This is a genomic window from Longimicrobium sp. (assembly GCF_036388275.1).
In the GTDB taxonomy this organism is placed as follows: domain Bacteria; phylum Gemmatimonadota; class Gemmatimonadetes; order Longimicrobiales; family Longimicrobiaceae; genus Longimicrobium.
In genome coordinates this window covers 97,970-118,551 of record NZ_DASVSF010000100.1, presented here as the reverse complement: position 1 = coordinate 118,551, position 20,582 = coordinate 97,970, and the positions used below count along the sequence as shown (strand labels likewise).

Sequence of the window (20,582 nt, the reverse complement as noted above, 5' to 3'; positions counted from 1 at the left end):
CGGGTCTTCTCCCGCACGGCTCGCCCGTCTCACTCCATCTCAACAGAAAATGAGAATGTCGATTCATGCCTCCTGCCGCGTATTCGGCTGTGTGGCCGCCGCGGCGCTCCTCGGGTGCGAGCCCGCCTCCGAGGACGATGCCCGCCGCTCGCTGGCCGCCGACACGGCGGAACGGGTCCGTTCAGCCGAGGTGGCAGCCCTGGAGGTGCTCTCGTTCGATCCGGAGGCGCTGCCCCCGAACGCCGACGTGACCGGCGACGTGGTAGATGGCGCCCGGTGGCGGGATGCCAACGGCGAGAACGTGGTGGTGCTGGCCGAGACGGGCGAGTTCCCGGCGGCCGGCGAGTGCGACGTCGATCACCCATGCCGTGACGCCGAGATACGCGCCTACCACTTCGCCCGCAACGGGGCTGCGTGGAAGCGGCTCTGGCTGGTGACGGACTTCGAGCGGACCTGCGGCTGGGACCTGACCGCCAGGTTCGTGAAGGGCAGTCTCTCGGTGACGGACCTGGACCACGACGGCGTGGGCGAGAGCACGTTTCTGTACACGCTCACCTGCACGAGCGACGTCAGCCCCTCCACGCTCAAGCTGATCATGCACGAGGGCCAGGCCAAGTACGCCATCCGCGGCACCACCGACTTGTCGGCCGTGCTCGGCAAGTCCGAGTACTCGGGGGGCGACCGGAACGTCGATCCCGCCTTCGGGAGAGCGCACGCCAGGCAGCGGTCGTATGCCCTCGCCCAGTGGGAGCGCTTCGTGAAGCCGGAGTACCCGGCGGCATCGGACATGGATGAGCATGACCACTGAGCGGCGCGTGGCGCGGAAGGTGCCGCGCCGGGCAGTCCCACTCGACGCAGGAGAAGCGAGGATGTTTCGTAAGCTGTATCTGGCGATGGCCCTCGGCGCCGCCGTACTGGGCGGGTGCGACAGCCCGTCGAAGTCCGAGGAGTTCGATCCGGTGGGCACCCTGAGCTTCAGCTACCAGGGCGCGGTCAGCGGAACGTTCCAGGCCACGGGCGCCATCGAGGCGCAGCCGGGGACGGTGCCGGCGGCGGAAACCGGCGCCACGGCCGTGCGCGAGGAGGAGAGCATCGCCCTCGTGGCGTTCCAGGCGCGCGGGGCGGGGCGGGGAGATGCATTCGCGCTCCTGCTGGGCGACGCGGAGAAGGGAACACTGCAGCTGAATCCCACCGCCTGCCAGCAGCAGCCGGCGCCGGAGTGCCGCATCGGCATTTTCGTTCCGGACGTGGCCGCGACGGATCTGCCCAACACGCGAGATCCCTCCGAGCTGATGGCCAAGAGCTACGTCCTGGCGCTGGGGGCCGTGGAGGTGGTTTCGCGCACGCGCCTGCGGATCAAGGGCACCTTCCAGGCGGTGGCGGTCCGGGCAGACAATCCCGGCTTCCAGAACACCATCAACATCGGCCAGGGCCAGTTCGACCTGCCGATCCGGCCCCAGGAGTAACGGGGCGCGCTTCGGGATCCGTCACACAACACCGGGCGTGTCAGGCTGAGCCCCGTGCGCCGGCCGGCGCCCCCCATCGCCAACCCTTCCCCCGCAAACTGCGCGGGGGAAGGGAGCCAGTCCGGGGCGTCTCCCCAACCTTCAAGCCGCACCAGAGCCTGTCATCCTGAGTCTTTCACCGTCCTCCGGCCGACCCTGAGGGATGAAAAGGGCTCGCGGGCGCCGTTTATGATTTGGACGAACTGGACTTTTTCTATTCAGGCCCCGGCGCGCGGCACTCGCCCCGCACGCCGAACCTCGCGGGCCGAAGGATCTAGCCTGGGGCACGAACTAACCGAGGCGCGGCAGCGGTCACCCAAGCCGAGGCCTCGGCTGCCGTGGGGCCCTCACCCGTCCGCGCTGACACGCGTCCACCCTCTCCCACAAACAGCGTGGGAGAGGGGGTACACACCAAACCTGAGCGCACTCGGCGACTTCGGCGTGCGTGCAGGTGAAGCCTCCCCGGGGTTTGGGGAGGCTTCCTGCTTTTGTTGCGGCAGATTCATCTGCTCACGGAAGGAAGGGAGCCGGGTTGCCCGATCCACGCGACACGCGGTATAATCCCCGGCTCCCGAGCCGCCGGACGGCCGGGACGTACCATCGACTCAAGGGAGATGCGCGTGAAGAGCATCGTGTGCGTGAAGCGCGTCCCGGACACCGAGGCGCGCGTTCGCATCGCCGGCGACGAAAAGAGCGTGGATGCCGCCGGCATCAAGTTCGTCCTGAACCCGTACGACGAGTTTGCCGTCGAGGCCGCCCTGAAGCACAAGGAAGCCGCGGGCGCCGGCAGCGTGACGGTGATGACGGTAGGGGGCAGCGAGAGCGCGGAGACGCTGCGCACCGGCCTGGCCATGGGCGCCGACGACGCCGTCCTGCTCAAGTCCGACACCAAGCCCGAGGGCCTGGCCGCCGCGCGCGCCCTGGCCGAAGAGATCAAGGGCCGCGAGTACGACCTGGTGCTCTTCGGGATGAAGGCCATCGACGACGACCTGCAGGCCGTGGGGCCCATGACCGCCGAGCTGCTGGGAATTCCCTGCGCCAGCGCGGTCACCGAGTTCAGCGTGGCCGACGGCAAGGTGACGGCGAACCGCGAGATCGAGGGCGGCCACGAGGTGGTGGAGCTCAGGATTCCCTGCGCGCTGACGCTCACCAAGGGTGCCTACGAGCCGCGCTACGCGTCGCTCAAGGGCATCATGGCGGCCAAGAAGAAGCCGCTGGAGCAGAAGGACGCCACCGCGGGCGACTCCGGGGTGCAGGTGCGCAAGCTCAGCTATCCCGCCGAGCGCCAGGCCGGCCGCATCGTGGGCGAAGGCGCCGACGCGGTGCCCGCGCTGCTGCGGCTGCTGCGCGAAGAGGCCAAGGTCATCTAAAGGCGAGAGGAACTACTCATATGCCAGGCATTTTCGCGTTCGCCGAAACGCGTGACGGCGAACTCCGCAAGGTTTCGCAGGAAGTGGTGACCGCCGCGCGCAAGCTGGCCGATGCGCTGGGCACCGAGGTGCACGCCGTGGTGCTGGGCGGCTCCGGCATCGGAGCGGCCGCGGCCGAGCTGGGCCGCGTGGGCGCCGACAAGGTGTTCGTGGGCGAGGCCGAGGCGTTCGGCACCTACTCGGCCGAGGGCTACACCACCGTCATTGTCAACTTCATCCAGCAGCACGGCTGCGACGCCGCGCTCTTCCCGGCCACGTCCATGGGCAAGGACCTGGCGCCGCGCGTGGCCGCCCGGCTGGGCGTGGGCTACGCCAGCGACTGCACCGCGCTCGAGGTGCAGGGCGGCGACATCGTGGCCACGCGCCCCGAGTACGCCGGCAAGCTGAACGCCCAGGTGGCGTGCACGGGCAAGCCCGCCGTGCTGTCGCTGCGCCCGAACGTGTTCCTGCCCGGCGACAACGCCAAGGCGGGCGAGGTGCAGGCGCTGGACGTTTCCATCAACACGGCCGACTTCGGCGCCATCGTCCGCGAGATCAAGGCGGGCGCCGCGGAGAAGCTGGACGTGGGCGAGGCGCCCATCATCGTCTCCGGCGGCCGCGGCTTGGGCTCGCCCGAGAACTTCAAGCTGCTCGACGACCTGGCCGCCGCGTTCGGGGGCAAGTGCGCCGTCGGCGCGTCGCGCGCGGTGGTGGACGCCGGCTGGCGCCCGCACGCCGAGCAGGTGGGGCAGACGGGCAAGACGGTGTCGCCCACGCTGTACATCGCCGTGGGCATCAGCGGGGCCGTGCAGCACCTGGCGGGGATGCGCACGTCGCGCTACATCGTCGCCATCAACAAGGACCCCGAGGCGCCCATCTTCAAGGTGGCCGACTACGGCATCGTCGGCGACCTGAACGAGATCCTTCCGCGGATGACGGAAGAGGTCCGCAAGATGATGGCGTGAGCCGTCGCAGCGGGTGATGACGAACGCGAGGGGCGCGGCCTGGCCGCGCCCCTTTCGTTCCTCGTCACGTGCGGGAGTCGCGCGCCGCGTTCCGCCGTGCTATCGTATAGCTCCACAGACGGGCATCCCCGCTATCGAACCCGCCCCACGCCACAATGAGCGACGACCTCACCGCGCCGGACCACCTGGAAAAGGCCCGGGAAATCATCTGGGAAGCCGTCGACATGCTCGAAGAGGCGCAGCGGGTGCTCTTCAAGGCGGGCGACTGCTACGTGGGCCAGGTGTGGGGCGACGGGGTGCGCGCCATTCTCGACATTACCGAAGAGATGTCGGAGCTGGCGGGCGACATCACGGCCGTGCACATCGAGATCGGCAAGCTGTCGAAGCGCGACAAGGCCCGCGAGTGATCTGCTGACGGCGCAACGACATGCGGGGTCGAACCTCACCGTGGGTCCGGCCCCGCGTCTTTGTTCGTCCCGGCTTCTCGCGCTACTCGAACCAGGCGGAAATCTCGTCCAGCGGCTTGCGCAACAGGTCCGGCACGCGCGCGTCGGCGGCGGGATAGCCCACGGGCATCAGCAGGAAGGGCTTCTCGTTCGCCGGCCGTTCCAGCAGTTCGGAGAGGAAGCCCATCGGCGACGGCGTGTGGGTGAGCGTCGCCAGCCCCATCTGGTGCACGGCGGCAATGAACAGCCCCGCCGCGATCCCGCAGCTTTCCGTGGAATAGTAGTGGGTGCGCTGGCTCCCGTCCGCATTCACCCCATGTCGCTGGCGGAAAAGGACCACCACCCAGGGCGCGGTGGTAATGTGCTCCTTCAGCGCGTCCGTCCCCAGCGGCGCCAGGGCCTGCAGCCACTCGGGCGGCATTCGTCCGCGGTAGTTGACGCGCTCCTCCTCTTCGGCCGCCTCGCGCATCTGCCGCTTCATCTCCGCGTCGCCCACCACCACGAAGGTCCACGGCTGCTGGTGCGCGCCGGACGGAGCCGTGCCTGCCGTGCGGATCGCGTACTCGATCAGCTCGCGCGGCACCGCCCGGTCCGCGAAGTGGCGAGTCGTGCGCCGCCGGTTCATCTCCGCGTAGAACTCGCCCGCACGGCGAAGCATCTCGTCCTCGGGACGGCTCTCGAAGTTCAGCGGGACGAATGCGCGATCGGGATTCACGTCGGCGGCGGCGTCAGGGCAGGGGAGGACCGGGGACTCGGCCGATAATATCGCCTGTGCCGTCTGCCGGGCCACCTTTGACACCGTTCCGCCGAGTGTCTAAATTGCCCGCCTCTTTTCCTGGCCGTGGCCGGGTGCTGCACGGGGGCTGAACGAGGGCGGGATGGAGCGGCTGACACGCGCGCGGCTGGAAGAGATCCTGGAGCGGTGCAGGGGGCTGCGCGTGGCGGTGGTAGGCGACCTGATGCTAGACGTCTATCTCGTCGGCGCCGTGTCGCGCATCTCCCCCGAAGCGCCCGTGCCCGTGGTCCAGGTCACCGAAGAGCGCCTGGCGCTCGGGGGTGCCGCGAACGTGGCGGCCAACGTCGTGGCGCTCGGCGTGGACTGCGCGCTCATCGGCATGGTGGGCGCGGACGCGGCGGGGCTGCAGGTGCGCGCCGCGCTGACGGAGCTGCACGGCGGCACCGTGCGCCCCCTGCTGGTGGAGCACGCCAGCCGCCCGACGACCACCAAGACGCGCGTCGTTGCGCGGCACCAGCAGGTGGTGAGGTTCGACCGCGAGCGCGACGACGACGTGGGCGGCGACTGCGCGGCCGAGCTGGCGCGCGCCGTGCGCGAGGCGGTGGCGGAGTGCGACGCGCTGGTGCTGGAAGACTACAACAAGGGCGTGCTGGTGCCCTCGGTGATCCGCGCCGCCCTCGAGGCCGCGGCCCAGGCGGGCATCCCCAGCGTGGTGGACCCCAAGTTCCGCAACTTCTTCGAGTTCGGCGGGGCGACGGTGTTCAAGCCCAACGCGGTGGAGCTGAGCGCCGCCCTGGGGCAGCCGCTGAAGGCGGATGACGACGCCTGGCTGGAGGAAGCCCGCGTTCGGGTCGGCGCCCGGCACCTGCTGCTGACGCTGGGCGAGCACGGCATGGCGCTGCGCTCCGAGCAGGGCGAAACGCTCCGCATTCCGACCGTCGCGCGGCAGGTGTACGACGTATCCGGCGCAGGCGACACGGTGACGGCGTTCGTCGCCGTGGGCCTGGCGGCGGGCGCCACGATCGAGGAAGCCGCCGTGCTGGCGAACCTGGCGGCCGGCATCGAGGTGGGAAAGGACGGCGTGGCCGTGGTGACGCCGGACGAGCTTCGCGCCATGCTGCCCGACGGCCGCCGCACGGAAGACCGCTGACGCGTTCTTTCGCACTTACGCACAAACGCACTCACGCACTGCCATGCAACGAGTTCAGACCGACCAGGCACCGGCCGCCATCGGCCCGTACAGCCAGGGGATCATCGCCAGCGGCTTCGTCTTCACCGCGGGGCAGGTGCCGTTCGATCCCGCGTCCATGCAGCTGGTGGAAGGCGACATCGGTACGCAGACCGACCAGGTGATGAAGAACCTGGGCGCCATCCTGCGCGAGGCCGGCGCCGACCTTTCCACCGTGGTGAAGACGACGGTGTTCCTGCGCGACATGAACGACTTCGTGGGGATGAACGAGGTGTACGAGCGGCATTTCGGCGAGCACAAGCCGGCGCGCAGCACCGTGCAGGTGGCGCGGCTTCCGCGCGACGTGGCGGTGGAGATCGAGGCCGTCGCCGTTCTGCTGGACCGCTAATTGTAGCAGTGAACGGGCGCCCCCCGGCGGCGGGGGGCGCCGTGTTTTTTCCTGGACCCAAAGCCTGAGCCGGCACCGATGACGACCGTCAATCCGCATATCTTCCGTCAGTACGACATCCGTGGCGTGGTGGGACCCGACGTCACCGCGCAGGTGGCCGAGCAGATCGGCCGCGCCTACGCCTCGCTGGCGCGCCGCCGCCTGGGCAAGGACCAGCCGGTGCTGGCCCTGGGCCGCGACAACCGCCTGACCAGCAACGAGCTGGCCGACGCCGTTTCGCGCGGCATGGTGGCCGCGGGCGCGCGCGTGGTGGACGTGGGGCTGGTGCCCACGCCGGCGCACAGCTTCAGCGTGGCGCACTGGGGGCTGGACGGCGGGCTGCAGGTGACGGGCTCGCACAACCCGCCCCAGTACAACGGCTTCAAGATGACGCTGGGCGGGCGCTCCATCTTCGGCGACTCCATCCAGGAGATCCGCCGGATGATCGCCGAAAGCGACTACGAGTCTGGCGAGGGCGCGGTGGAGAACCGCGAGGTGCTGGGCGAGTACGTGCAGGTGCTGGCGGCCAAGTTCACCATCGACCGGCCGATCAAGGTGGTCGTGGACTGCGGCAACGGCACCGGCTCCATCGTGGCGGTGGAGCTGCTGCGCGCGCTGGGGCCGAACGTGGAGGTGATCCCCATCTTCTGCGAGTCGGACGGCACCTTTCCGAACCACCACCCGGATCCGGTGGTCGACAAGAACCTGGTCGACATCATCGCCAAGGTGAAGGAGACGGGGGCGGACCTGGGCGTGGCCTTCGACGGCGACGCCGACCGCATCGGCGCCATCGACGACCAGGGCGGCATCGTCCGGGGCGACACGCTGCTGCTGCTGTACGGGCTGGACCTGCTCCAGAAGCACGGGCCGGGGCAGAAGGTGGTGCTCGACGTCAAGTGCTCGCAGCAGCTGACCGAGGTGCTGGAAAGCAACGGCGGCGTGGCGCTCATGAACGCCACCGGCCACTCGCTGATCAAGGAGCGGATGAAGGAGGAGCACGCGCTCCTGGCCGGCGAGCTGTCGGGCCACATCATGTTCGGCGACGACTACTACGGCTTCGACGACGCGCTGTACGGCGCGCTGCTGCTGATCGACATCGTGGCGCGCAGCGGCCGCCCGCTCAGCGCCTGGCTGGCCGAGTTCCCGCAGTTCGTTTCCACCGCCGAGCTGCGCTACCCGGCCACGGAAGAGACCAAGTTCGAGATCGTGGGCCGCGCGACGGAACACTTCCGCAAGGACCACGACGTGATCGACGTGGATGGCGCGCGCGTGCTGTTCGGCGACGGCTGGGGGCTGATCCGCGCCTCGAACACCGAGCCGGTGCTGGTGGCGCGCTACGAGGCGCGCTCCGCCGAGCGGCTGCAGGAGATCCGCTCCACGATGGAAGGCTGGCTGCAGGGCGAGGGCATCGGGGGGCCGTCGGTCGGGCACTGACGGGGGCCTCACCGGGTTTGGGGGCGTCGGGCCAGGTTCGGTGCTCGGGCCGGCGCCCCCCATCCCCAACCCTTCCCCCGCAAACTGCGCGGGGGAAGGGAGCCAGTGTGGGGCGTCCCAGAGGTCGGGTGCGCGATCCAGGCCCTGTCATCCTGAGGCCCAGGCGCAGGGTACTCGCCCGCACGCCGGGCCTCGCGGGCCGAAGGATCCAGCCGCGGATGCGTACTCGGTTGGGCGCGGCAGCGATCACTGAAGCCGAGGCCTCGGCTCCGCGGGGGCCCTCACCCGGCCGCGCTGACACGCGTGCCACCCTCTCCCACAAACAGCGTGGGAGAGGGGGTACACTTCGGGGGTGGTGCATCGGGCCAGGTTCGGTGTTCGGGCCGGCGCCCCCCATCCCCAACCCTTCCCCCGCAAACTGCGCGGGGGAAGGGAGCCAGTGTGGGGCGTTCCCGGGTGTCCGGGTGGCGCCTCCAAGCCCTGTCATCCTGAGGCCCAGGCGCGCCGTACTGACCCGCATGCCGAGCCTCGCGGGCCGAAGGATCTAGCCGCGGGTGCGTACTCGGTCGGGCGCGGCAGCGGTTACGGATGCCTGGGCCTCGGCTCCGCGGGGGCCCTCACCCGGCCGCGCTGACATGCGTGCCACCCTCTCCCACAAACAGCGTGGGAGAGGGGGTACACTTCAAGTATCAGTGCGAACCCGTTCCTCCTGAGCAGGAGCGCGCGGCATGGCGGTGAACTCGTCCAGTCCGTTGAACGCGGTGGCGGCCCTGCTGGTGCTGTGGGGCGCCGTCATCACGCTGCCGCTGGGCGTCGTGGGCTCGCTGTCGGACACCGGGCCCATGCGCATGGTGTTCGTCGCCATGGCGGCGGGTGGCGCGGGCATGCTGTACGGCGGCGTGAAGATGTGGAAGCAGTGGCGCCGCGCCGTGCTGGTGGAGCGCGAGCACCAGCGCGACATGCGCGACGCCGTCGGCGCGCCGCCGATGGAGCACGGATCGCCCATCCCGTCCGGCCCGGGCGTCGCCCTGCAGTCCGGCGAGCTGGTGCTGGCGCGATGGACGTACACCGCCGACGAGTGGCGCGAGTACACGCAAGCCGAGTGGAAGCGCCGACGGCTGGAGGCGATCGTCGTCGGCACCTTGCTCCTGCTGGTGGGCTACTGCAGCGGCAGGGGCGGCGGCGACGAGGGGAATGCCATGATGGCCGCCGCCGGGCTGGTGGGCGTCGCCGTCGCGGGCGGGTTGCTGGGCAGGGCCTACCTGGCCCGCAAGGCGAACGAGTCCGCGCCGGGCGAGGCGGTGATCACGGGCTCGGCCATCCTGCTCAACGGCAAGTACCACGTGCTCTCGAATGACACGTACAGCTTCCAGGGCGTGCGGTACGACACCGAGGCCAAGCCGCCCCTGCTGGAGTTCAGCATCAGCTGGAGCACGCGCAAGGGGCATTCGGGGGAGAAGATCCGCGTTCCCGTGCCCGCCGGGCGCGACGCGGAGGCCCGGGAGGTGGTGGCCGCGCTCGGCGGCCGGGTGGACGCGTCGAGCCCGCCCGCCACGGCGTAAACCCCAGCTTGCCGCCCCTTTGCGGCAGGCGTAGAATGTCGCCCCGCTGCAGAGGGTTCGTGGCGCAGAAGACCGTGGTGATCGCGCTGGGCGGCAACGCGCTGGCCCAGCCGGACGAAGAAGGGACGATCGCCCAGCAGTTCCGGCACACGCGCGAGTCGCTGCATGCCGTGGTGGAGCTGGCGCGCGAGGGATGGCAGATCGCCATCGTGCACGGCAACGGGCCGCAGGTGGGCAACGAGCTCATCCGCAACGAGCAGTCGCGGCACCTGGTTCCCCCGCTTCCCCTGGGCGTGCTGGTGGCGGGGACGGAGGGGTGGATCGGCTACATGATCCAGCAGTCGCTGCAGAACGCGCTCCGCGCGGGCGGCGTGGACCGGCAGGTGGTGACGATGGTCACGCAGGTGCTGGTGGATCCGGACGACCCGGAGCTGCGGCGGCCCACCAAGCCCATCGGCCGCACGATGGACGAGGAGACGGCCCGCGGCTTGGCCGCCGAGCTGGGCGGGGCGGTGGCCGAGGCGAAGGGCGGATGGCGCCGCGTGGTCCCCAGCCCCCGGCCGACGGCCATCGTGGAGCGCGAGATGATCCGCTCCCTCGTGGCCCAAGGGCACCTGGTGATCGCGGCGGGCGGCGGCGGGTGCCCCGTGTACGAGCATCCGCGGTACGGGCTGGAGGGGGTGGACGCGGTGGTGGACAAGGACCGCGCCGCCGCCATCCTGGGCCGCGACATCGGCGCCGACGTGCTGGTGATCCTGACCGACGTCGACCGCGTGTACCGCGACTTCGGCACGCCGGAGCAGCGTGCCATCGAGCGGCTGACGGTGGACGAGGCGGACGAGCTTTTGGCCGGCGGTGGGCTGGGAAGCGGCAGCATGGCGCCCAAGCTGGAAGCCGCGGCCGAATTCGTGCGCCGGGGAGGCACCCGCGCCATCATCGCGCGGCTGGACCAGGGCAGGGAAGCGGTGGCGGGGCAGGCGGGAACAGAGGTAGTGCGTTAGTGCGGGAGTGAACACCGCGTCGAAACGCACTCACGCACTCACGCACTCACGCACTTGTTGTTAAACCCGAACAGGGATCGTCCGTGAACATCCACGAATACCAGGCGAAGGAGCTGCTCGCCGCACAGGGGGTTCCCGTCCCCATGGGCGAGGTGGCCACCACGCCCGAGCAGGCAGAAGCGATCGCCCGGCGGCTGGGCGGCGCCGTGGTGGTGAAGGCGCAGGTGCACGTGGGCGGCCGGGGCAAGGCCGGCGGCGTGAAGCTCGCCAGCACCCCCGAAGAGGCGCGCGACAAGGCCGCGGCCATCCTGGGGATGGACATCAAGGGCCTCACGGTGGAGAAGGTGCTGATCGCCCCCGCCGAGGACATCGCCACCGAGGCCTACGTGGGCATCATCCTGGACCGCGCCAGCAAGGCGCCGGTGTGGATGGTTTCCGCCGCCGGCGGCATCGACATCGAAGAGGTGGCCGCCACCGATCCCGAGAAGATCACCAAGATGGCGGTGGACCCGCGCTACGGGTTCCTTCCCCACCAGGCCCACCTGCTGGCGACCAAGCTGTACAGCGATCCCAAGCAGGTTCGCGCCACGGCCAGGATCCTCCAGCAGCTGTACAAGGCCTTCATCGAGGCGGGCGCCTCGCTGGCCGAGATCAACCCGCTGATCACCACGCCCTCGGGCGAGGTGAAGGCCATCGACGCCAAGTTCAACATCGACGACAACGAGCTCTTCCGGCTGCCCGAGATCGAGGCGCTGCGCGATGAATCGTCCGAGGACCCGGCCGAGGTGCTGGCGCGCGAGGCGAACCTCACCTTCATCAAGCTCGACGGCGACGTCGGCTGCGTGGTGAACGGCGCCGGGCTGGCCATGGCCACCATGGACCTGGTGAAGTACTACGGCGGCGAGCCCGCCAACTTCCTGGACATCGGCGGCTCGTCGAACCCCGAGAAGGTGGTGAACGCGCTCAAGATCATCACCACCGACCCGCAGGTGAAGGCCATCCTGTTCAACATCTTCGGCGGCATCACGCGCACCGACGACGTGGCGAACGGCATCGTGACGGCGACGAAGATGATCGACATCAAGGTGCCCATCGTCATTCGCCTTACCGGCACCAACGAGGAGATCGCCGTGAAGATCCTGGCCGAGAACGGCTTCGCCGCGATGACCGACATGGACGAGGCCGTGCAGAAGGCCGTCGCTTTGGCCAAGGGGGAGGCCCAGTGAGCATCTTCATCGATCAGAGCACCCAACTCATCGTACAGGGCATCACCGGGCGTGACGGCTCGTTCCACGCCAAGCAGATGATGGAGTACGGCACCAACGTGGTCGCGGGCGTCACGCCGGGGAAGGGCGGGCAGACGTTCGAGGGGAGCGTGCCCATCTTCAACACCGTCGAAGAGGCGATGAAGGAGACGGGCGCCAACTCGTCGGTCATCTACGTGCCGCCGGCCTTCGCCTCCGACGCCATGTTCGAGGCCGCCGACGCCGGCATCTCGTTCATCGTCTGCATCACCGAGGGCGTGCCGGTGCTCGACATGACCCGCGTCCGTCCGTACGTGCTGGACAAGGGCGCGCGGCTCCTGGGGCCCAACTGCCCGGGGCTGCTTTCGGCCGGCAAGAGCAAGGTGGGGATCATCCCCGGCCACATCACGCAGCCAGGGCCGGTGGGGCTGGTGTCGAAGTCCGGCACGCTGACCTACGAGGTGGTCTACAAGCTCAAGGGCGCGGGGATCGGCACGACGACGTGCGTGGGCATCGGCGGCGACCCCATCAACGGCACGTCGTTCATCGACTGCCTGGCGGCGTTCGAGGCCGACCCGGAGACGAAGGCCATCGTGATGCTGGGCGAGATCGGCGGAACGGACGAGCAGGACGCGGCCGCCTACATCAAGCAGCACGTGACGAAGCCGGTCGTGGGCTTCATCGCGGGGCAGACGGCGCCCCCGGGGCGGCGGATGGGCCACGCGGGCGCCATCATCTCCGGGAGCGCGGGAACGGCCGAGGAGAAGCTGCAGGCCTTCCGCGACAACGGGATCGCCGTCGCCCAGCGGCCGCTGGACGTGGTGGGGCTCATCCAGGAGGTTCTCTGAGCGAGGCCCCCTCGCGGGCGGGGCGCGCGGTTCGGCTGACGGAGATCCTTCGTCCCGAGCACGTCGTCGCCCCGCTCTCGGCGGCCACGATTCCCGAGGCCGTCACGCAGCTGGCGCGCACGCTGGTCGCCTCGGGCGCGGTGCCCGACCGCGAAAAGCTGCGCAAGCTGCTCACCGCAACTCGCGTCCGCGACCTGATCCACGTGGGCGACCGCGTGGTGATGCCCCACCTGCGTACCGACGCGGTGGAGGAGCTGGTGGTGGCCGTCGGCATTGCGCCGCGGCCCCTGCCCGAGGCGCCGGGCGACGCGGGCGCCGTGGCGCAGGTGGTGGTGCTGGTGCTGGCCCCACTTTCCGCCGCGGGGCTGTACCTGCAGACGGTGGCGGCGCTGGCGCGCGTGCTTCGGCACGACGACGTCGTCGACCGCCTGGTGGCGTCGCGCAGCGCGGCCGAGGTGCTGGCCATCCCGTCCGTCCGCGAGATCACCATCCAGCCGCGGCTGCTGGTGAGGGACGTGATGACGCAGCGCGTCTTTCGCACCACGCCCGACTCGCCGGTGCAGGAGGTGCTGGAGATGATCGCCGAGCACAAGCTGCGCGCGGTGCCCGTCGTGGGCGAGAACCGCGAGGTGCTGGGGATGGTGAGCGACCGCGACCTGCTGCGGCACTTTCTTCCCGGCGTGCAGCGCCCGGCGGACGCCAACGCGCTGGTGTGGCAGGAAACGCGGGTGCGCGAGGTGATGTCGCGCTCCGTGATCTGCGTTTCCGAAGACCAGGCGCTGGCCGAAGTGACCGGCATGCTGGTGAGCAAGGACATCGAGCGCCTGCCGGTGGTGCACGATGGGCAGCTGACCGGCTTTTTGACCCGCGGCGACATCCTGCGCAAGGTGTTCGGGTTCGCCGCGGCTCCCGTAGACCCTGACCACGAAGGATAGATCTCTCATGGCACGTACTTTCGCCATCATCAAGCCCGACGCCGTGCAGAACGGCCATGCCGGCAACATCATCGCCCACGTCCAGAAGGCGGGCTTCCGCATTTTGGGCATGAAGCTCACGCAGATCAGCCTTCCGCAGGCGCAGAAGTTCTACGAGGTGCACGCGGAGCGCGGGTTCTACGGCGAGCTCGTGGAGTTCATGTCCAGCGGCCCGTCCGTGGTCCTGGCGCTGGAGGCCGACAACGCGGTGGCCCTGTGGCGCGAGACCATCGGCAGCACCGACCCGGCCGAGGCTGCGGAGGGCACCATCCGCAAGCTGTACGCGGAGAACAAGGGCCGCAACGCGGTGCACGGCTCCGACAGCGACGAGAACGCCGCCATCGAGATCGCCTTCTTCTTCAGCGGCACCGAGCTGGTGGGCTGAGACATAGTTTCGGTGGAAACATGACGGGGACGCTCTCCAGCCGGAGGGCGTCCCCGTTTGCCTTCGAGAAACCGGGACCGTTGCCGGGGCGCCGGATTTCCGCTTATCCTGTCCCTTTCGCGTGTACCCGCCCCCCCGCCGTGGAGACCCTTCCATGCTCCTGAAGATGTTCGTGCTGGCCGCCGCGTTCCAGCAGCAGCCGGCGGCGCCGCCCTCCCCGGTCGCGCAGATCCGCGTGACCCCCGCCGCCCCGGTGATCGCCGCATACGATTCCCTGCAGCTCCGGGCCGAAGCGCTGGACGCGCAGGGCCGTCCGGTGCCGGGGGCGCGCATCGTGTTCCGCCCCGCCGGCGGCCGGTTCGAGGGGAAGGTCGACAGCATCGGGATGGTGCGCTCCGGCGGCACCGGGACGCTGCCGGTTTCGGTGGTGGTGCTGGTGCCGGGGAGCCGCCCGGCACTGCACCGGGTGGAGGTGCGGATGGTTCCCGGCCCCGCGGCGCGCGTGGAGGTGACCCCGGGAAGCACGCGGCTGGTGGTGGGGCAGCGGCTGCGCCTGTCGGCCACGTCCTTCTCCGTGGCGGGCCACTCCCGCGAGGACGCCTTCAACTGGGCCAGCTCCCTCCCTTCGGTGGCGCGGGTGAACGAGGCCGGCGTCGTGCAGGCCGTGGCGCCCGGCCGCGCACGCGTCACCGCAGGCGCGGGCGCGGCATCCGGCGTGGTGGAGGTAGAGGTGGTGGCCGACAACGTGGCGCGGCTGGAGATCACCCCCGCCACGCACGCGGCACGTACCGGCGACGTGGTGCGCTTCCGGGTGACGGCCCGCGACGCGCAGGGGCGGGAGATCCCCGGGCTGACGCCGGTCTTCAGCGTTTCGCCGGGGGAGGGGGCGATCGGCGCGGACGGCGCCTTCGTGGGCTACGAGGCGCGGGCGTACACGGTGACGGCGCTGCTGGGCCGGCACTCGGCGGACGCCGCGGTCACGCTGCGGCACCGCGACGTGCGCCGCCCCGCCACCGTGGTGGGGCGCCTTCCGCGCACCCGCTTCAAGACGGAGGAGGTGTGGCTGCACCCCAACGGCCGCAACGCCTACCTGGGCTCCGGCGCGGGGGGAGACGTGCTGTACGTGCTCGACGTGAGCAATCCCGCGCAACCCGTGGTCACCGACTCGATGGTGTCGAACACACGCCGCGTGAACGACGTGATGACCACGCCGGACGGGCGCTACATGGTCCACACGCGCGAAGGCTCGTCGGACCGCCGCGATGGGCTCGTGATCGCGTCGTTGGAGGACCCGGCCCACCCGCGGGTGATCTCGGAGTTCAAGGAGGGGGTCTCGGCGGGGGTGCACTCCGCCTTCATCTACCAGGACCCGCGCCACGGAACGCACGTCTATCTCACCAACAACGGCACGGGCGCGCTGCACGTGCTGAACCTGGACGACCCGGCGAACCCGCGCGAGGTGGCGCGGTGGAGCACGCCGCGTCCGAACGCCGGGCGCAGCCTGCACGACGTGGACGTGCAGAACGGGCTGGCCTACCTGAGCTACTGGAACGACGGGCTGGTGATCCTGGACGTGGGGAACGGCGTCCGCGGCGGCACGCCCTCCAATCCGCAGCTGGTGTCGCAGTACCGGTACGACCTGAACGACCTGTATCGACAGGTGGAGGCGGTCGGCGGGCCGGGGTTCATCCGCGGCACGCACACGGCCTGGCGCCACCGCGACTACGTGTTCATCGCCGACGAGGTGTTCGCCTCCACGCCTCCCCGCGGCGCGCGCGACGCGTCGGCCGACCGCGCCTACGGGCGGATGCAGGTGATCGACGTGTCTGACATCACCCGCCCGCGCTCCGTGGCCTGGTACGAGCCGGAGTACGGCGGCGTGCACAACGTGTGGGTGGATGGGGAGACGCTGTACATGGGCGCCTACAACGGCGGGTTCCGCGCCTTCGACGTGAGTGGCGAGCTGCGTGGCGACCTGCGGGCGCAGGAACGCGAGATCGCGCACGTGCACACCGGCGACATGCAGGGGAACGTGCAGAACCACGCCATGACCTGGGGGGTGGTGGTGCGCGACGGGCTGGCGTACGTGAACGACAACAACAACGGGCTGTGGATCATCCGCATCGAGACGGCGCCCGAGAGCGGGGTACGGTGACGCGCCGCACGGCGCTGGCGGCGGCGCTCGCGGCGACCGTCTGCGCCCCCTCCGCGCTGGCGGCCCAGCCGGGGCCGGAGCGCACCTACTACGTGTGGGTGGCGGCCGAGGCCGTCGACCGGCTTTCGCTGGTGCGCTTCGGCCCCGGTGGCGCCCGCGTGGAGCGGGAGGTGGGGATCGGCAGGAACGTCATGGACCCCGAGGGGCCGCACGGGGTGGACGTTTCGCCCGACGGGCGGCGGCTGTACGTCTCCACGGGCCACGGCACGCCCTTCGGCGACCTGTGGGCTTTCAACGCCGCGGGCGACAGCGTCCTGGGCTCGGTGACGCTCGGGGACTTTCCCGCCACCCTGCAGGTGAGCCCGGACGGCGCCTACGCCTACGTGGTGAACTTCAACCTGCACGGCGAGCACGTTCCCTCCTCGCTGAGCGTGGTGAGCACCGATCCGCTGGTGGAGGTGGCGCGCATTCCCACCTGCACCATGCCGCACGGCAGCCGTCTGAGCGCGGACGGAACGCGCCACTACTCCGCCTGCATGATGGACGACCTGCTGGTGGAGGTGGATACCCGCACGCTCGGCGTGGCCCGCCATTTCCGGCTGACCCGCGGCGCGGAGGGGGGGATGCAGGGCCCCGTCGCGCCGAGGGCGGCGGGCGGACCTCCGGCGGACCACGGGGGGCACGGGATGGCCGCGCCGGCCCCGGGTGGCGCCGCCTGCTCGCCGACCTGGGCGCAGCCGTCGCCGGACGGCGCGCGGGTGTGGGTGGCCTGCAACCGCAGCAGCGAGATCGTGGAAGTGGACGTCGCCTCCTGGCGCATGGTACGGCGCATCGCTGCGGGCGACGGGGTCTATAACCTCGCCGTCACCTCCGACGGGGCCCTGCTGGTGGCCACGAACAAGCGCGGGCAGAGCGTGTCGGTCTTCGACGCCCGGACGGGGCGCGAACTGGCCCGCATTCCCACCCTGCGGCGGGTGGTGCACGGTGCCGCCATCTCGCCCGACGACCGGTACGCGTTCATCTCCGTGGAGGGGGTGGGGTCCGAGCCGGGAACGGTCGAGGTGATCGACCTCCGGGCCAGGAGGCGGGTCGCGGCGGTGGACGTGGGCCAGATGGCCGGCGGGATCGACGTGTGGAAGATGGAACCGTAGCAGACGCCGTGGCGAGGTACGAAGAAAAGGGACGCCCGCGGCCGGCGGCGTCCCTTTTCCGTTCCGATCGACCGGCGCGAATCGCGCGGGACCAACGTTTGCGGCGAGAAGCGGGTCGGTCCTATGATCGGACCACATTCGCCGGCGAGGTTTACCCTGAACCCACCACTGCCCATGCAGCGAACAATCCTGTTATCCACCGCCGCTGCCGCGCTCGCGCTGGGGCTGGCGGCCCCCGCCGCGGCGCAGCCCGCCACGGCGCCCCGCACCGTCACCATCGCCAACCCGGTGCCGCTGACGGTGGAAACGTACCGCCTGGCCAACGGGCTGAACGTCGTCCTGTCGCGCGACACCTCCGTTCCCGTCGTGGCGGTGAACGTGTGGTACCACGTGGGCTCCGGCAACGAGGTGGCCGGGCGCACCGGGTTCGCCCACCTGTTCGAGCACATGATGTTCCAGGGGTCGGCCAACGTGGGCGACGACCAGCACTTCAAGCTGATCTCCGAGGCGGGCGGCACGCTGAACGGCACCACCAACGCCGACCGCACCAACTACTTCGAGGCGGTGCCCAGCAACTTCCTGGAGCGGGTGCTGTGGCAGGAGGCCGACCGCATGGGCTTTCTGCTGAACGCCATGACGCAGGAAAAGCTCGACAACCAGCGCAGCGTGGTGCAGAACGAGCGGCGGCAGAACTACGACAACGCGCCGTACGGCCTGGCCGGCGAAACCATCTCGCGGCTGCTGTTCCCGGCCGGCCACCCGTACTCGTGGACCACCATCGGCTCGCTGACGGACCTGAACGCCGCGTCCATGGAGGACGTGTCGGGGTTCTTCCGCCAGTACTACGCGCCCAACAACGCCTCGCTGGCGGTGGTGGGCGACTTCGACCCGGCGCAGGCCCGGCGGTGGATCGAGCGCTACTTCGGCTCCATCCCGTCCGGCCCGCCCATCACGCGGCCCACCCCGCAGCCGGTGCGCCTGGCGTCCGAGGTGCGCCACATGCTGGAAGACCGCGTGCAGCTGCCGCGGCTGTACGTCGTCTGGCCCTCCCCGGCGCATTTCCAGCCGGGTGACGCCGACCTGAACGTGCTGGGCTACATCCTTGCCGGCGACCGCAGCTCGCGCCTTCACCAGCGGCTGGTGCTTCGCGACCAGCTGGCCCAGTTCGTCGCCGCCAACCAGGGCGGACGCGCACTCGCCGGCCAGTTCGGCATCACGGTGCAGGCGCGCCCGGGGATCGACCTGGACCGCGTGCTCGCCATCGTCGACGAAGAGGTGGCGCGCCTGCGCACCGAGGGGCCCACGCAGCGCGAGGTGGAGCGCGCGCGCAACAACCTGGAGGTGCAGTTCGTCCAGCGGATGCAGACGACGCTTGGGCGCGCCGATGCGCTGAACAGCTACGCCACGTTCAACGGCGACCCGGCGTACATCCAGCAGGACTACGCCCGCTACGCCACCGTAACCATCGGCAGCGTCAAGCAGTCGCTCGACTGGCTGGGCGCAGGCCGCATTGTCCTCAGCGTCGTGCCGCAGGGGCAGACGCAGCTCCAGGCTTCCCGATGAACGCGAGGGCGATTTCCATGACCAAGGCACATCTTCTCGCGGCGGCCGTGCTGGCCGCGGGAACCCTGGCGGCCGGGTGCGCACCCGCCGTGCAGCCCGCCGCGCAGCCGCTGGACCGGGCCACGATGCCCACGGCGGCGGCCAATCCGACGTACGACTTTCCCAACGTGGAGCGCCGGACGCTTTCCAACGGGCTGCGCGTGTGGCTCGTGGAGCGCCCGGGCGCTCCGCTGGTGACGGTGCAGCTGATCGCCGACGCCGGCGGCGTCGCCGACCCGGCCACCACGCCGGGCATCGCTTCGCTGACCGCGTCGATGCTGAACGAGGGCACCGCCACCCGCACGGCCGAGCAGATCGCCGACGAGCTCGGCTTTCTGGCCGCGTCGATGAACGCCGCGGCGGGGCTGGAAGCGGCGGCGGCGACCCTGTCGGTGCTGGCGCGCAACTTCGACCCGGCGCTGGACGTGTTCGCGGACGTGGTGGCCAACGCCTCGTTCCCCGAGAGCGCCTGGCCCCGCGTGCAGGCGCAGCGCCTGGCCGCGCTCCTTCAGCAGCAGGACCAGCCGGCGGTGCTGGCCACCAATCAGTTCCAGCGCATCGTCTACGGGCAGGGGCACCCGATGGGGCGCCCGGTCAGCGGCACGCCGGCCTCGGTGCGCGCCGCCACCCCGGAGGCGCTGCGTGCGTTCCACCGCCGCTACTACCGCCCCGACAACGCGCACCTGATCGTGGTGGGCCCGCTCGCGGCGGAGAGCGTGCTGCCCAAGCTGGAGCGTGCGTTCGGCCGCTGGGAGCGGGGCGGGCCCGGGGCCTGGACCCCGCCGTCGGACCCGGCGCCGCTGCAGGCCACGCGCATCTACCTGGTCGACAAGCCGGGCGCCGCGCAGTCGGAAATCCGCATCGGCCACGTGGGCGTGCCCCGCGTGCACCGCGACTACTTTCCGCTCCTGGTGATGAACACCATCCTGGGCGGGCAGTTCTCCAGCCGCATCAACCTGAACCTGCGCGAGGCCAAGGGCTACTCGTACGGCGCGGGCAGCGGATTCCAGATGGGCCGCATGGCCGGGCCCTTCGTCGCGAGCGGCGGCGTGGAGACGCGGGTGACCCGCGAGTCGGTGGTGGAGTTCATGCGCGAGCTGGAGGACATCCGCGGCTCGCGGCCCGTCACGCAGGAGGAGCTGGACCTGGCCCGCGTTTCCATCATCCGGCGCGAGCCGCTGACCATGGAAACCAACGGCCAGATCGCCGGCCGCATCCAGGACATGATCCTGTACGACCTGCCGGAAGACTACTTCGACAGCTACAACCAGCGCGTCGCCGCGGTCACGGCCGAGGACGTGAACCGCGTCGCCCGCGAGTACCTGCAGCCGGGGCGCTTCGCGATCGTGGTCGTAGGCGACCGTTCGGTGGTCGAGGCGCCGCTCCGCCAGCTCCCGTACCCGGTGGAGGTGGTCGCCGCGGAAACCCAGGCGCCGGCCGCTCCCAGCGGCGGCCGCTGACCGGGCCCGCGGAGCCGCCCGCGCGGGGCGGTTCCGGGTGATGCGAAGGGGGAGGAGCACGCACCGTGCTCTTCCCCCTTCGCTTTTCC

At 70.5% G+C, this 20,582-nt stretch carries 19 protein-coding genes; 18 read left to right on the top strand and 1 reads right to left on the bottom strand.

Features of this window, described 5'->3' with window-relative positions; all coding sequences use genetic code 11:
- Nucleotides 1–55 precede the first annotated feature (55 nt).
- The 5 genes from VF632_RS21490 to VF632_RS21470 all read left to right on the top strand — a co-directional run bounded on the left by VF632_RS21490 (nucleotide 56) and on the right by VF632_RS21470 (nucleotide 4,286).
- Nucleotides 56–808 (top strand): M949_RS01915 family surface polysaccharide biosynthesis protein, encoded by a 753-nt coding sequence (locus VF632_RS21490; RefSeq protein WP_331024977.1) that lies wholly within the window; start codon nucleotides 56–58, stop codon nucleotides 806–808.
- A 61-nt stretch (nucleotides 809–869) separates the two neighbouring features.
- On the top strand, nucleotides 870–1,466 hold the full coding sequence (locus tag VF632_RS21485) for a hypothetical protein (protein ID WP_331024976.1): 597 nt from the start codon (nucleotides 870–872) through the stop codon (nucleotides 1,464–1,466).
- Nucleotides 1,467–2,125: 659 nt separating this feature from the next.
- A complete protein-coding gene (locus tag VF632_RS21480; RefSeq protein WP_331024975.1) occupies nucleotides 2,126–2,875 on the top strand; it encodes an electron transfer flavoprotein subunit beta/FixA family protein in 750 nt (249 codons plus the stop codon).
- 20 nt (nucleotides 2,876–2,895) lie between these two features.
- Entirely contained in the window at nucleotides 2,896–3,879 is a 984-nt protein-coding gene (locus tag VF632_RS21475) for an electron transfer flavoprotein subunit alpha/FixB family protein (RefSeq protein ID WP_331024974.1), read from the top strand.
- Between the two features lie 155 nt (nucleotides 3,880–4,034).
- The gene (locus VF632_RS21470; protein WP_331024973.1) at nucleotides 4,035–4,286 is read left to right on the top strand and encodes a hypothetical protein; all 252 of its coding nucleotides are present in this window, start codon (nucleotides 4,035–4,037) and stop codon (nucleotides 4,284–4,286) included.
- Nucleotides 4,287–4,368: 82 nt separating this feature from the next.
- On the opposite strand, the gene VF632_RS21465 is transcribed toward VF632_RS21470, so the two are convergent.
- Complete coding sequence (locus VF632_RS21465) at nucleotides 4,369–5,040, bottom strand: nitroreductase family protein (RefSeq protein WP_331024972.1); 672 nt, start codon at nucleotides 5,038–5,040, stop codon at nucleotides 4,369–4,371.
- 163 nt (nucleotides 5,041–5,203) lie between these two features.
- Between VF632_RS21465 and VF632_RS21460 the strand changes: the two genes are divergently transcribed.
- From VF632_RS21460 to VF632_RS21400, 13 genes are all read left to right on the top strand, one after another.
- On the top strand, nucleotides 5,204–6,211 hold the full coding sequence (locus tag VF632_RS21460; RefSeq protein WP_331024971.1) for a bifunctional heptose 7-phosphate kinase/heptose 1-phosphate adenyltransferase: 1,008 nt from the start codon (nucleotides 5,204–5,206) through the stop codon (nucleotides 6,209–6,211).
- A 43-nt stretch (nucleotides 6,212–6,254) separates the two neighbouring features.
- Nucleotides 6,255–6,638, top strand: a complete 384-nt coding sequence (locus VF632_RS21455) for a RidA family protein (protein ID WP_331024970.1) — start codon at nucleotides 6,255–6,257, stop codon at nucleotides 6,636–6,638.
- 78 nt (nucleotides 6,639–6,716) lie between these two features.
- Nucleotides 6,717–8,111, top strand: coding sequence for a phosphomannomutase/phosphoglucomutase (locus tag VF632_RS21450; RefSeq protein WP_331024969.1), 1,395 nt, complete (start codon nucleotides 6,717–6,719; stop codon nucleotides 8,109–8,111).
- A 728-nt stretch (nucleotides 8,112–8,839) separates the two neighbouring features.
- Nucleotides 8,840–9,673 carry a hypothetical protein gene (locus VF632_RS21445; RefSeq protein WP_331024968.1) on the top strand — a complete coding sequence of 278 codons (834 nt, stop codon included), beginning with the start codon at nucleotides 8,840–8,842 and terminating at the stop codon, nucleotides 9,671–9,673.
- Between the two features lie 59 nt (nucleotides 9,674–9,732).
- A complete protein-coding gene (locus VF632_RS21440; protein ID WP_331024967.1) occupies nucleotides 9,733–10,674 on the top strand; it encodes a carbamate kinase in 942 nt (313 codons plus the stop codon).
- An 83-nt stretch (nucleotides 10,675–10,757) separates the two neighbouring features.
- Nucleotides 10,758–11,900, top strand: a complete 1,143-nt coding sequence (gene sucC, locus VF632_RS21435) for an ADP-forming succinate--CoA ligase subunit beta (RefSeq protein ID WP_331024966.1) — start codon at nucleotides 10,758–10,760, stop codon at nucleotides 11,898–11,900.
- Nucleotides 11,897–12,766, top strand: coding sequence for a succinate--CoA ligase subunit alpha (sucD, locus tag VF632_RS21430; protein WP_331024965.1), 870 nt, complete (start codon nucleotides 11,897–11,899; stop codon nucleotides 12,764–12,766). The genes sucC and sucD overlap by 4 nt, the downstream gene beginning before the upstream one ends.
- Nucleotides 12,763–13,701, top strand: a complete 939-nt coding sequence (locus VF632_RS21425) for a CBS domain-containing protein (protein ID WP_331025141.1) — start codon at nucleotides 12,763–12,765, stop codon at nucleotides 13,699–13,701. The genes sucD and VF632_RS21425 overlap by 4 nt, the downstream gene beginning before the upstream one ends.
- Nucleotides 13,702–13,708: 7 nt before the next feature.
- A complete protein-coding gene (gene ndk, locus VF632_RS21420; protein ID WP_331024964.1) occupies nucleotides 13,709–14,125 on the top strand; it encodes a nucleoside-diphosphate kinase in 417 nt (138 codons plus the stop codon).
- Nucleotides 14,126–14,279: 154 nt separating this feature from the next.
- Nucleotides 14,280–16,280: an Ig-like domain-containing protein gene (locus VF632_RS21415; RefSeq protein ID WP_331024963.1), complete on the top strand. Its 2,001-nt coding sequence runs from the start codon at nucleotides 14,280–14,282 to the stop codon at nucleotides 16,278–16,280.
- Nucleotides 16,277–17,431 carry a YncE family protein gene (locus VF632_RS21410; protein WP_331024962.1) on the top strand — a complete coding sequence of 385 codons (1,155 nt, stop codon included), beginning with the start codon at nucleotides 16,277–16,279 and terminating at the stop codon, nucleotides 17,429–17,431. Before VF632_RS21415 ends, VF632_RS21410 begins: the two co-directional genes overlap by 4 nt.
- Before the next feature lie 174 nt (nucleotides 17,432–17,605).
- Nucleotides 17,606–18,994, top strand: a complete 1,389-nt coding sequence (locus tag VF632_RS21405) for a pitrilysin family protein (RefSeq protein ID WP_331024961.1) — start codon at nucleotides 17,606–17,608, stop codon at nucleotides 18,992–18,994.
- A 17-nt stretch (nucleotides 18,995–19,011) separates the two neighbouring features.
- Nucleotides 19,012–20,493 (top strand): pitrilysin family protein, encoded by a 1,482-nt coding sequence (locus VF632_RS21400; protein ID WP_331024960.1) that lies wholly within the window; start codon nucleotides 19,012–19,014, stop codon nucleotides 20,491–20,493.
- The last annotated feature ends 89 nt before the right edge of the window (nucleotides 20,494–20,582 follow it).